Annotated in this window: 8 protein-coding genes and 1 riboswitch; of the genes, 6 read left to right on the top strand and 2 right to left on the bottom strand. The window is 71.2% G+C overall.

The window, feature by feature from the left end; translation table 11 throughout:
- The first annotated feature begins 194 nt into the window (after window positions 1–194).
- Window positions 195–1,256: a CobW family GTP-binding protein gene (locus ACZ562_RS34375; RefSeq protein ID WP_471187579.1), complete on the top strand. Its 1,062-nt coding sequence runs from the start codon at window positions 195–197 to the stop codon at window positions 1,254–1,256.
- Here ACZ562_RS34375 and ACZ562_RS34370 read toward each other — a convergent pair.
- Entirely contained in the window at window positions 1,253–3,709 is a 2,457-nt protein-coding gene (locus ACZ562_RS34370; RefSeq protein ID WP_471187576.1) for a DNA gyrase/topoisomerase IV subunit A, read from the bottom strand. The two genes, ACZ562_RS34375 and ACZ562_RS34370, sit on opposite strands and share 4 nt — an antisense overlap.
- A 296-nt stretch (window positions 3,710–4,005) precedes the next feature.
- Between ACZ562_RS34370 and ACZ562_RS34365 the strand changes: the two genes are divergently transcribed.
- The 4 genes from ACZ562_RS34365 to ACZ562_RS34350 all read left to right on the top strand — a co-directional run bounded on the left by ACZ562_RS34365 (window position 4,006) and on the right by ACZ562_RS34350 (window position 8,810).
- Window positions 4,006–5,367, top strand: coding sequence for a M16 family metallopeptidase (locus ACZ562_RS34365; RefSeq protein ID WP_471187573.1), 1,362 nt, complete (start codon window positions 4,006–4,008; stop codon window positions 5,365–5,367).
- Window positions 5,364–6,752, top strand: a complete 1,389-nt coding sequence (locus tag ACZ562_RS34360; protein WP_471187570.1) for a M16 family metallopeptidase — start codon at window positions 5,364–5,366, stop codon at window positions 6,750–6,752. Before ACZ562_RS34365 ends, ACZ562_RS34360 begins: the two co-directional genes overlap by 4 nt.
- A 191-nt stretch (window positions 6,753–6,943) precedes the next feature.
- A riboswitch (cyclic di-AMP (ydaO/yuaA leader) is annotated at window positions 6,944–7,106 on the top strand.
- A gap of 13 nt (window positions 7,107–7,119) precedes the next feature.
- Entirely contained in the window at window positions 7,120–7,926 is an 807-nt protein-coding gene (locus tag ACZ562_RS34355) for a M23 family metallopeptidase (protein ID WP_471187567.1), read from the top strand.
- A gap of 188 nt (window positions 7,927–8,114) precedes the next feature.
- Window positions 8,115–8,810, top strand: coding sequence for a GntR family transcriptional regulator (locus tag ACZ562_RS34350; RefSeq protein ID WP_471187564.1), 696 nt, complete (start codon window positions 8,115–8,117; stop codon window positions 8,808–8,810).
- Window positions 8,811–8,957: 147 nt separating this feature from the next.
- Here ACZ562_RS34350 and ACZ562_RS34345 read toward each other — a convergent pair whose 3' ends face one another.
- Complete coding sequence (locus ACZ562_RS34345) at window positions 8,958–9,239, bottom strand: HPr family phosphocarrier protein (protein WP_067441040.1); 282 nt, start codon at window positions 9,237–9,239, stop codon at window positions 8,958–8,960.
- A 176-nt stretch (window positions 9,240–9,415) separates the two neighbouring features.
- Here ACZ562_RS34345 and ACZ562_RS34340 point away from each other — a divergent pair, with 176 nt between their 5' ends.
- Window positions 9,416–12,301 (top strand): bifunctional acetate--CoA ligase family protein/GNAT family N-acetyltransferase, encoded by a 2,886-nt coding sequence (locus ACZ562_RS34340; protein ID WP_471187560.1) that lies wholly within the window; start codon window positions 9,416–9,418, stop codon window positions 12,299–12,301.
- Window positions 12,302–12,351: the final 50 nt, after the last annotated feature.

Genomic DNA, 12,351 nt, shown 5'->3' with positions numbered 1-12,351 from the left:
AGGGAAGCGAGGGTCGCACGCACCGGCGCCTTGCCCAACGTCTGCCCCGCAAGTGCTGCTAACAATCGTTCACTTCGCAGTGGTTCTTCCTGCTCGTATCCTGGGTCGGCATTCAACCTCCGTACGTGCGCCGAACCCGCGATCCGGTGCACGCGTCGGCGTGAGAGAGGTCGCACATCGTGAGAGGTCGCACATTGAGCCGGCAGATCCCGGTCGTGGTCCTCGCCGGTTTCCTCGGCTCCGGCAAGACCACTCTCCTCAACCACCTCCTCCACCGCAGCGGGGGCAGCCGCATCGGAGCCGTCGTCAATGACTTCGGTGCCATCGAGATCGACGCGATGGCCGTCGCGGGCGCGCTCGGCGACTCCACCGTCTCCCTGGGAAACGGGTGTCTGTGCTGTGCCGTCGACGCCACCGAGCTGGACGTCTACCTGGAGCGGCTCGCCCGGCCCTCGGCCGGCGTCGACGTGATCGTCATCGAGGCCAGCGGTCTTGCCGAGCCGCAGGAACTCGTGCGCATGGTCCTCGCCAGTGAACATCCGGGGATCGTGTACGGCGGCCTCGTCGAGGTCGTCGACGCCGCCGAGTTCGACGACACCCGGGCGAGGCATCCCGAACTCGACCGGCATCTGGCCCTCGCCGACCTCGTCGTGGTCAACAAGGTCGACCGGGCCGCCGACGGCGAACGGGTCCTCGGACTCGTCCGGTCCCTCGTCGACCGGGCGGCCGTCGTGCCGGCCTCCTACGGACGCATCGACCCCGGGTTTCTCTTCGACTGCAAGCCGAGCGAGGAGCGCATCGGCCAGCTGTCCTTCGACGACCTGCACGACCGCGCCACGGCCTCCGGCCACGAGCACGCCGGTCATCTTCACACCGCCTACGACAGCCTGTCCTTCACCACCGAGGTCCCCCTGGACCCACGGCGGTTGATGCAGTTCCTCGACAGCAGGCCGGAGGGCCTGTACCGGATCAAGGGGTACGCCGGTTTCGGCCCGTACGACCGGGGGAACCGGTACGCCGTCCACGCCGTCGGGCGGTTCCTCCGCTTCTACCCGGAGGCCTGGGCGCCCGGCGTCGAACGCCTCACGCAGCTCGTCCTCATCGGCTCCGGCATCGACGCGCCCACCCTCGCCAAGGAACTCGAGGCGTGCACGAGCGACGCCCCGCACGCCGACGAACACGGCATGTGGGGCGTCCTGCGCTACGTGGGGGAGCCGGAGGAGCCGGATCCCGAGGATCTTCCGACAGGGCCTTAGACCGGCCCCGCCACCACCGACACCGTCTTCGCCAGGGACAGGCCCGACCCGTCACGGCGCGGGTCGATCTCCGGCAGTTCGGCCGGGGTGCCGTTCTTCTGGGCGGCCCGTGCCGGGGTCGCCCCCGCCCAGGCCAGGGACAGACAGTCCTCGCCCTTCAGGAAGCGCTGGCAGCGGACGCCGCCGGTCGCCCGGCCCTTGCGCGGGTACTGGTCGAACGGGGTCAGCTTGGCCGTCGTCTGGACGGAGTCGTCCAGTGTGCCGCGGGAGCCGGCGACCGTGAACACCACCGCCTCCACCGCCGGGTCGACCGCCGTGAAGGAGATGACCTTCGCGCCGTCGGCGAGCTTGATGCCCGCCATGCCGCCGGCCGGGCGGCCCTGGGGACGCACCTGTGACGCCTGGTAGCGCAGCAGCTGAGCGTCGTCCGTGATGAAGACCAGGTCCTCCTCGCCGGTGCGCAGCTCCACCGCGCCGACGATCCGGTCACCCTCCTTGAGAGTGATGACCTCCAACTCCTCCTTGTTGGCGGGGTAGTCGGGGACCACACGCTTGACGACGCCCTGCTCGGTGCCGAGCGCCAGGCCCGGGGACGACTCGTCGAGGGTGGTCAGGCAGACCACCGTCTCGTCGTCCTCCAGGGAGACGAACTCCGCCAGCGGTGCGCCGCCCGCGAGGTTCGGCGCCGTCGCCGTGTCCGGGAGCTGCGGCAGGTCGACGACGTTCAGCCGCAGCAGGCGGCCGGCCGACGTCACCGCGCCGACCTCGCCGCGCGCCGTCGCCGGCACCGCCGAGACGATCACGTCGTGCTTGGCGCGCCGGGCGTCGACGTCCTGGGGGAACGGCTCTCCGTTCGCCGTACGCGCAAGCAGTCCCGTCGAGGACAGGAGCACCCGGCACGGGTCGTCCGCCACCTGGAGCGGTACGGCGGAGACCGGCGCGCCGGCCGACTCCAGCAGCACCGTCCGCCGCTCGGTGCCGTACTTCTTGGCGACCGCGGCAAGTTCCCCGGAGACCAGCTTGCGCAGCTCGGCGTCCGACTCCAGGATCCGGGTCAGCTCCGCGATCTCCGCGTTGAGCCGGTCCTTCTCCGACTCCAGCTCGATGCGGTCGAACTTGGTGAGGCGGCGCAGCGGGGTGTCGAGGATGTACTGGGTCTGGATCTCCGACAGCGAGAAGCGCTCCATCAGGCGCTCCTTCGCCTGCGCGGAGTTCTCGCTGGAGCGGATGAGGCGGATGACCTCGTCGATGTCCACCAGCGCGGTGAGCAGGCCCTCGACCAGGTGCAGACGGTCGCGCCTCTTGGCCCGTCGGAACTCGGAGCGGCGGCGTACGACCTCGAAGCGGTGGTCGAGGTAGACCTCCAGGAGTTCCTTGAGGCCCAGCGTGAGGGGCTGGCCGTCGACCAGCGCCACGTTGTTCACGCCGAAGGACTCCTCCATCGGCGTCAGCTTGTAGAGCTGCTCCAGGACCGCCTCCGGCACGAAGCCGTTCTTGATCTCGATGACCAGGCGCAGACCGTGCGCGCGGTCGGTCAGGTCCTTGACGTCGGCGATGCCCTGCAGCTTCTTCGAGCCGACCAGGTCCTTGATCTTGGCGATCACCTTCTCCGGGCCGACCGTGAAGGGCAGCTCGGTGACGACGAGGCCCTTGCGGCGCGCGGTCACCGTCTCCACCGACACCGTCGCGCGGATCTTGAAGGTGCCGCGGCCCGTCTCGTACGCGTCCCGGATGCCGGCGAGACCGACGATCCGGCCGCCGGTGGGCAGGTCGGGGCCGGGGACGTGCCTCATCAGGGCGTCGAGGTCCGCGTTCGGGTGGCGGATCAGATGACGGGCGGCCGCGACGACCTCGGCGAGGTTGTGCGGCGGCATGTTCGTCGCCATGCCCACAGCGATGCCCGACGCGCCGTTGACCAGCAGGTTCGGGAAGGCGGCGGGCAGAGCCGCCGGCTCCCGCTCCTGGCCGTCGTAGTTGGGTGCGAAGTCGACCGTGTCCTCGTCGATCGACTCCGTCATCAGGCTGGCCGGCTCGGCCGCCCGGCACTCGGTGTACCGCATGGCGGCCGGCGGGTCGTCGTTGCCCAGTGAGCCGAAGTTGCCGTGGCCGTCGACCAGCGGCACGCGCATCGAGAAGGGCTGGGCCATGCGCACCAGCGCGTCGTAGATCGACGCGTCGCCGTGGGGGTGCAACTTGCCCATGACCTCGCCGACCACGCGGGCGCACTTCACATACCCGCGGTCGGGGCGCAGTCCCATCTCGTTCATCTGGTACACGATGCGGCGGTGCACCGGCTTCAGGCCGTCGCGGGCGTCCGGCAGGGCGCGGGAGTAGATGACCGAGTACGCGTACTCGAGGAAGGAGCCCTGCATCTCGTCGACGACGTCGATGTCGAGGATCTTCTCCTCGTACGAGTCGTCGGGCGGCGGGGTCTTCGTGCTGCGGCGGGCCATCGCTGCCGGCTCCTCCTGATTTCTGATCGTGCTGAAGCGTGTGACGGGATCTGACGCGGACCATTGTGGACCGCGGCACTGACAACCCGGACGACGACCCGACCTCAGCTGTCCCGCCCGGCGTTCGCAGGTGCCCCCCCCGCGTTCGGCGGGACGGCACGTCCGCAGGCTACGCGATCCGCTGTCGGCGTACGTCCTGCGGGAACTTCGCCGAGGCCGCGCGCGCTTGCATACAGTGGCAGGACAGCAGGAAAACCGCGGTTTTCAACAACCGCATCCGCGATCGAAGGGACGACATGCCCATGGGTCACACGGCCACAGCCCAGGCAGGCTCCGGCGGCCTGACAGCGACCGAGCACCGCCTGGCCAACGGCCTGCGCGTGGTGCTCTCCGAGGACCATCTGACCCCGGTCGCGGCGGTGTGCCTCTGGTACGACGTCGGCTCGCGCCACGAGGTCAAGGGCCGTACCGGCCTGGCTCACCTTTTCGAGCACCTGATGTTCCAGGGTTCCGCCCAGGTGAAGGGCAACGGACACTTCGAGCTCGTCCAGGGCGCGGGCGGCTCGCTCAACGGCACCACCAGCTTCGAGCGCACCAACTACTTCGAGACCATGCCCACCCACCAGCTGGAGCTCGCCCTCTGGCTGGAGGCCGACCGCATGGGCTCGCTGCTCGCCGCTCTCGACGACGAGTCGATGGAGAACCAGCGGGACGTCGTCAAGAACGAGCGCCGGCAGCGATACGACAACGTTCCGTACGGCACGGCGTTCGAGAAGCTGACCGCCCTCGCCTACCCGGCGGGCCACCCCTACCACCACACCCCGATCGGCTCGATGGCCGACCTGGACGCGGCGACCCTGGAGGACGCGCGCGCGTTCTTCCGTACGTACTACGCGCCCAACAACGCCGTCCTGTCGGTCGTCGGCGACATCGATCCCGAGCAGACCCTCGCCTGGATCGAGAAGTACTTCGGCTCCATCCCCTCCCACGACGGCAAGTCCGCCCCGCGCGACGGGGCGCTGCCCGAGATCATCGGCGAACAGCTGCGCGAGGTCGTCGAGGAGGAGGTCCCGGCCCGCGCCCTGATGGCCGCCTACCGGCTGCCGAACGACGGCACGCGCGCGTGCGACGCGGCCGACCTGGCGCTCACCGTCCTCGGCGGCGGCGAGTCCTCCCGCCTCTACAACCGGCTCGTACGACGCGACCGTACGGCCGTCGCGGCCGGCTTCGGCCTGCTGCGGCTGGCGGGCGCGCCGTCCCTGGGGTGGCTGGACGTGAAGACCTCCGGCGACGTCGAGGTGCCGGTCATCGAGGCCGCCATCGACGAGGAGCTCGCCCGGTTCGCCGCGGAGGGCCCCACGGCCGAGGAAATGGAGCGCGCCCAGGCCCAGTTGGAGCGCGAGTGGCTGGACCGCCTCGGCACGGTCGCGGGCCGCGCCGACGAACTGTGCCGCTACGCCGTCCTGTTCGGTGACCCGCAGCTCGCCCTCACCGCCGTCCAGCGTGTGCTCGACGTGACGGCCGAGGAGGTCCAGGAGGTCGCCCAGGCCCGCTTGCGCCCCGACAACCGAGCCGTCCTGGTCTACGAGCCCGTCGAGGGCACTGAGAGCACCGACAACACCGCCGACGAGGACGAGAACGAGGAGGCGGCCAAGTGACCGAGCTCGCCACGATGCATTTCCACCCCCAGCCCCAGGCCGGCGAGGCCAGGCCGTGGGCGTTTCCGGCCCCCGAGCGCGGGACGCTCGGCAACGGTCTGACGGTCCTGCGCTGCCACCGCCCCGGCCAGCAGGTAGTCGCCGTCGAGGTACTCCTGGACGCTCCCCTGGACGCCGAGCCGGCCGGCCTCGACGGCGTGGCCACGATCATGGCGCGGGCCTTCTCCGAGGGCACCGACAAGCACTCCGCGGAGGAGTTCGCCGCCGAGCTGGAGCGCTGCGGCGCCACCCTCGACGCGCACGCCGACCACCCCGGTGTCCGCCTGAGCCTGGAAGTGCCGGCCTCGCGCCTGCCCAAGGCGATGGGCCTGCTGGCCGACGCCCTCAGGGCGCCCGCCTTCGCCGACAGCGAGGTCGAGCGCCTCGTCCGCAACCGGCTCGACGAGATCCCGCACGAGCTGGCCAACCCGTCCCGCCGGGCCGCCAAGGAGCTCTCCAGGGAGCTGTTCCCGGCCACCGCGCGCATGTCGCGCCCGCGCCAGGGCACCGAGGACACGGTCGCCGCCATCGACTCCGCGGCCGTACGCGCCTTCTACGAGAAGCACGTCCGCCCGGCCACCGCCACCGCCGTGGTCGTCGGCGACCTCACCGGGATCGACCTCGACGCGCTGCTCGGCGACACCCTCGGCGCCTGGACCGGCTCCTCGGCCCAGCCGCGGCCGGTCGCGCCGGTCACCGCCGACGACACCGGCAGGGTCGTCATCGTGGACCGCCCCGGCGCGGTCCAGACGCAGCTGCTCATCGGCCGCGTCGGCCCCGACCGGCACGACCGCGTGTGGCCCGCGCAGGTGCTCGGCACATACTGCCTCGGCGGCACGCTCACCTCCCGCCTGGACCGCGTCCTGCGCGAGGAGAAGGGCTACACCTACGGCGTGCGGGCGTTCGGCCAGGTCCTGCGGTCCGCCCCGGACGGCACGGGCGCCGCCATGCTCGCCATCAGCGGCTCGGTCGACACCCCGAACACCGGCCCGGCGCTGCAGGACCTGTGGACGGTGCTGCGCACGCTCGCCGAAGGGGGCCTCACCGACGCCGAGCGCGACGTCGCCGTGCAGAACCTCGTCGGTGTGGCGCCGCTCAAGTACGAGACCGCCGCTGCCGTGGCGAGCACGCTGGCGGACCAGGTCGAGCAGCAGCTGCCCGACGACTACCAGGCGACGCTGTACCAGCAGCTCGCCGCGACCGGCACCGTCGAGGCCACCGTGGCGGCCGTGAGCGCCTTCCCGGTGGACCGTCTGGTGACGATCCTGGTCGGCGACGCGGCGCAGATCAAGGAGCCCGTCGAGGCCCTCGGCATCGGTGAAGTCACCGTCGTGTCGGCCGAGTAGAAGCACACGCGCACTGGGGCCCTGGTGACTGAAGCGTCATCAGGGCCCGCGTATGTCCGAATTGAGGGAGTGGTTGCCTGTCTGCCCTGTGGCGTGCGCTACAAAAGGCGTGATCCGTTTGGGGATTGAAAGACGCCGCGTCTAGCGTCGGTCCGGCTGTTCGTCAGGCAGTGCGCCGCGCCCGCGGCACCGGACAGTCATCGCCGAGTCCCCGTACGGCGCGAGCCAGGGGAGCCGGGGACCCACGCAGTCCCTGGGGTGAATCGGACGCCCGCGCGCACCGCGAGGGTGTCCGTAGGAGACCTTCCTGCTCCGAACCCGTCAGCTAACCCGGTAGGCGAGAAGGAAGGAAAGGACCAGCCACTACATGGCGTTCACCCGCGCCACCGGGAAGCACCGTCGTCCCAGCAGGATGCACCGCACCACCGCCCGTGTGGCGGGCGTCGCGGCCCTCACCACCACCGGCGCCATCGGCACTATCGCCGCCCCGGCGCTCGCCGCGGAGACCTCCGCCGAGCAGACCGGCCTCACCCCGGTCATCAAGATCGGCGACACGGTCGCCGAGCAGATCGACGCACAGGCCGACGCACAGCGGGAGGCCGCCCGGGAAGCCGCCTACAAGAAGGCGGCCGAGGAGGCAGCGCGCAGGAAGGCGGCGGAGGAGGCCGAGAAGGCGCGCGAGGAGGCGAAGGAGGCGCGCGAGGAGGCGAAGGAGGCGCGCGAGGTCAAGGAGCGTGCCGCGCGCGAGGCCGAGCGCGAGCGCCTCAACACCTTCGTCGCCCCGGTCTCCGGCTCCTACGTCTCGACCGGTTACAAGGCGGGCGGAGGCGTCTGGTCCTCCGGCAGCCACACCGGTGTCGACTTCCACGCCGCGAGCGGCACCTCCGTGCACGCGGTCGGCTCCGGCACCGTCGTCGAGGCCGGCTGGGGCGGCTCCTACGGGAACAACATCGTGATCAAGATGAACGACGGCACGTACACCCAGTACGGCCATCTGTCGTCCATCGGTGTCTCGGTGGGCCAGAAGGTCACCCCGGGCCAGCAGATAGGCCTCTCCGGCGCAACCGGCAACGTCACCGGAGCGCACCTGCACTTCGAGGCCCGTACGACCGCGGAGTACGGCTCGGACATCGACCCCGTCGCCTACCTCCGATCGCACGGTGTGAAGATCTGACGACCCACGGCACGGCATCCCGAAGCCCCGGCTCACCGAGCCGGGGCTTTCGGCGTTTCGGGGGCCGCGTTGTCCAAAAAATAGGCCTGGATTCAGGCCCGCCGTCGGATATTCCGGCTCGTTGCAATAGAGTCATTGAACACACGTCAATCATCGACGTTTCACGGGGATTAAGGCGGAGGTCGGTCATGCGTATTCCGGCGCACTCGGTATGCACCGCGATCCGGGACGACATCGTCGCCGGTGTCTACGAGCGCGGCAGCCGGCTCACCGAGGAACTGCTCGCCCGCCGCTACGGCGTCTCCCGCGTCCCCGTCCGCGAAGCCCTGCGCACGCTGGAGGCCGAGGGCTTCGTGGTGACCCGGCGGCACGCCGGCGCGTGCGTCGCGGAGCCGACCGAGCAGGAGGGTGCCGACCTCCTGGAGATGCGCATGCTTCTGGAACCGCTCGGAGCCTCGCGCGCCGCCCAGCGGCGCACCGAGGCACATCTCAAGGTGTTGCGCGGCCTCGTGAGGCTGGGCCAGGAGCGCGCCAAGAGGGGCAACAGCGAGGATCTGCGCTCCCTGGGGGGCTGGTTCCACGAGACGCTCGCCCAGGCGTCCGGCAGCCCCGCGCTGTCCTCGATGCTGACCCAGCTGCGCCACAAGATCGCCTGGATGTACACGGTGGAGGCGCCCGCCAGCCCGGTGGAGTCCTGGGTGGAGCACGGCGCGATCGTGGATGCGGTGGCGCGCGGCGACAGTGAGCGCGCGCGGTCGGTCACGACGCTGCACACGGAGCGCTCGACGGCCGCGCACCGGTTGCGCTTCAACGGGGGAGGGGACCGGACCGACCGTGTGAGGAACTCGCAACATCCCGTAAACATGTCGGGCCTGCGGCATTAACACGGGCGCCGTATACAAAGAGGTGGGTAATTCGAGGGGGATTATTTTTGCTGCCCGTGAGAGGGAAATGCGAAGGGCTCGCCCGGTAATTCGGACGAGCCCTTCTGTGAATCGGCGACGGCCGCGGCCATCAATTGCGTGGGGTGCTCAGACGGTCTCGGGGAGTTCCTCGAGGCCCTCGGAGACCAGCTTCGCGAGGCGGTCGAGCGCGACGTCCGCACCCTCGGCGTCGGAGGCGAGGACGATCTCCTCGCCGCCCTGGGCGCCCAGGCCCAGAACGGCCAGCATGGAGGCCGCGTTGACGGGGTTGCCGTCGGCCTTGGCGATCGTCACCGGGATACCTGCGGCCGTGGCGGCCCGGACGAAGATGGAAGCGGGGCGGGCGTGGAGGCCCTCGGCCCAGCCGACGTTGACGCGGCGCTCAGCCATGTGATGCTGCCCTTCACTGTCTCAGGGTTGTCTAGACCAGTTTCCCACATCGTGAAGCATGCCGGAGCGGGCCCTCGTCCCGCCCCGGGTGGCGTCGGACCGCGGCCTCGGTCCGGCATCCGTTCTCCACAGACTGCCTCGCCCCGTTGTCGTACGCGAGCCGTACTCTGGGGCCCATGCAGACCCCGTCGGACAGGCACGAGTACCCGGCCCACTGGGAGGCCGACGTGGTGCTGCGCGACGGCGGCACCACACACATCCGCCCGATCACCGTCGATGACGCAGACCGCCTGGTCAGCTTCTATGAGCAGGTCTCGGACGAATCGAAGTACTACCGCTTCTTCGCGCCCTACCCTCGTCTGTCCGCCAAGGACGTCCACCGCTTCACGCACCACGACTTCGTGGACCGGGTGGGACTCGCGGCCACGATCGGCGGCGATTTCATCGCCACCGTACGCTATGACCGTATTGGTGCCGGCGGCATGCCCGCCTCCGCGCCCGCGGACGAGGCCGAGGTCGCCTTCCTCGTGCAGGACGCCCACCAGGGCCGCGGGGTCGCCTCGGCCCTCCTCGAACACATCGCCGCCGTCGCGCGCGAGCGCGACATCCGCCGCTTCGCCGCCGAGGTGCTGCCCGCCAACACCAAGATGATCAAGGTCTTCACGGACGCCGGGTACACGCAGAAGCGCAGCTTCGAGGACGGCGTCGTACGCCTGGAGTTCGACCTCGAACCCACCGACCGCTCGCTCGCCGTGCAGCGCGCGCGGGAACAGCGCGCCGAGGCGCGGTCGGTACGGCGGCTGCTGGCGCCCGGCTCCGTCGCCGTCATCGGGGCCGGCCGCGCCCCCGGCGGCGTGGGCCGCAGCGTCCTCGGCAACATCCGGGACGCCGGGTTCACCGGCAGCCTGTACGCCGTGAACAAGGCCTTCCCCGAGGAACAGAAGGTGCTCGACGGGGTCCCCGCGTACCGCTCGGTGGGCGACATCGGCGGACCCGTGGACGTTGCGGTCCTCGCCGTGCCGGCAGAGCACGTCCCCGAAGTCGTCGCCGAGTGCGGTGCGCACGGCGTGCAGGGCCTCGTCGTCGTCTCCGCCGGATACGCCGAGAGCGGCCCCGAGGGGCGCGAGCGCCAGCGCGAACTGGTGCGCCACGCGCGCACGTACGGCATGCGGATCATCGGGCCGAACGCCTTCGGCGTCGTCAACACCTCCCCGGACGTACGGCTGAACGCCTCCCTCGCTCCCGAGATGCCGCGGCCCGGGAGGATCGGGCTGTTCGCGCAGTCCGGCGCCATCGGCATCGCGCTGCTGTCCCGGCTGCACCGGCGCGGGGGAGGGGTCACCGGGGACACCGGCGTGTCCACCTTCGTGTCCTCGGGCAACCGGGCGGACGTGTCCGGCAACGACCTGATCCAGTACTGGTACGACGATCCGGACACCGACGTCGTCCTCATGTACCTGGAGTCCATCGGCAACCCGCGCAAGTTCACCCGCCTCGCGCGGCGGACGGCGGCGGCGAAGCCGCTGGTCGTGGTGCAGGGCGCGGGCTCCGCTCCGCAGGGGCATGCCGTCCGGGCGACGCGGCTGCCGCACGCGACGGTGTCCGCGCTGCTCCGGCAGGCCGGGGTGATCCGCGTGGACACGATCACGGAGCTGGTGGACACGGGGCTGCTGCTGGCGCGGCAGCCGCTGCCGGCGGGGCCCCGGGTGGCGATCCTGGGGAACTCCGAGTCGCTGGGGCTGCTGACGTACGACGCGTGCCTCTCCGAGGGGCTCAGGCCGCTGGCGCCGTTGGACCTGACGACGGGGGCGTCCGCGGAGGACTTCCACGCGGCGTTGCTCCGGGAGTTGAGGGACGACTCGTGCGACGCGGTGGTCATCACGGCGATACCGGCGGTGGGGGAGGGGTCGGCCGGAGACGCGACGTTGGCCGATGCTCTGAGGTCGGCCGCGGACGAGGTTCCCGGGAAGCCGGTGCTGGTGGTGCATGTGGAGCTCGGGGGGCTTGCGGAGGCGTTGTCGGCTGCGGCCAGTACCGCACCACAGGCGGTTTCCCACGCACCGGGCGCGGTTTCCCACGCACCCGGCGCGGTTTCCCATCCCGGCGCCGCGGGCGGTGCCCACCTGATCCGCCCTGCGGAACGACCGCCCGCCGCGTCGGCGGCGAAGCCGGCCGGCGGGGAAGGGCCACCCTTCTGCTCTCGCCTCATCCCCGCCTACCCCGCCGCCGAGCGCGCCGTTCGGGCCCTTGCCGAAGCCGTGAAGTACGCGCAGTGGCGGCGGGAGGCCGCCGAGCCCGGGAAGGTGCCCGAGTACGAGGACATCGACGAGAAGGGGGCCGCCGAGCTGATCGGCGGGCTGCTCGCGCGCGGGCAGGGGTTCACGCTCGGCAGCGACGAGACGTGCGACCTGCTCGGCACGTACGGCATCCAGGTGCACCGCGCCCTGCCCGCCCCCACCCCGGAAGCCGCCGCCGAAGCCGCCCGCACCCTCGGCTATCCCGTGGCCCTCAAGGCCACCTCCCCGCACCTGCGCCACCGAGCCGACCTGGGCGGCGTACGCCTGGATCTCGCGGACGAGGAGCAACTGCACCGGGCTTACGCCGAGTTGACCGAGCTGTTCGGGGAGCCGGAACAGCTGCGTCCGGTCGTGCAGGGGATGGCCCCGCGTGGAGTGGACACGGTGGTGCGGGCCGTCATCGACCCGGCGGCGGGCGCGGTGGTCTCGTTCGGGCTGGCCGGGGCCGCCTCGCAGCTGCTCGGGGACATGGCGCACCGGCTGGTTCCCGTCACGGACCGGGAGGCCGCCTCGCTGGTGCGGTCGATCCGCACGGCACCGCTCCTGTTCGGCTGGCGCGGCTCGACGCCGGTCGACACGCCTGCGCTGGAGGACCTGCTGCTGCGCGTGTCGCGGCTGGTCGACGACCACCCGGAGGTCGTCGCGGTCACCCTGGAGCCGGTCGTCGTCGCCCCGCACGGGCTGAGCGTGCTCGGTGCCTCCGTGCGCCTGGCACAGCCGCCCGCCCGCGACGACCTCGGCCCGAGGACGCTGCCGGTCTACTGAGTGATCTACCGAGCGACGCCTCCTGTGCACGGAGCGGTGCCTCGCAGTCA

The organism is Streptomyces sp. NPDC040410, assembly GCF_055595715.1.
Note: the sequence above shows the minus strand (reverse complement) of the source record. Positions and strands in the feature narration are given on the sequence as shown.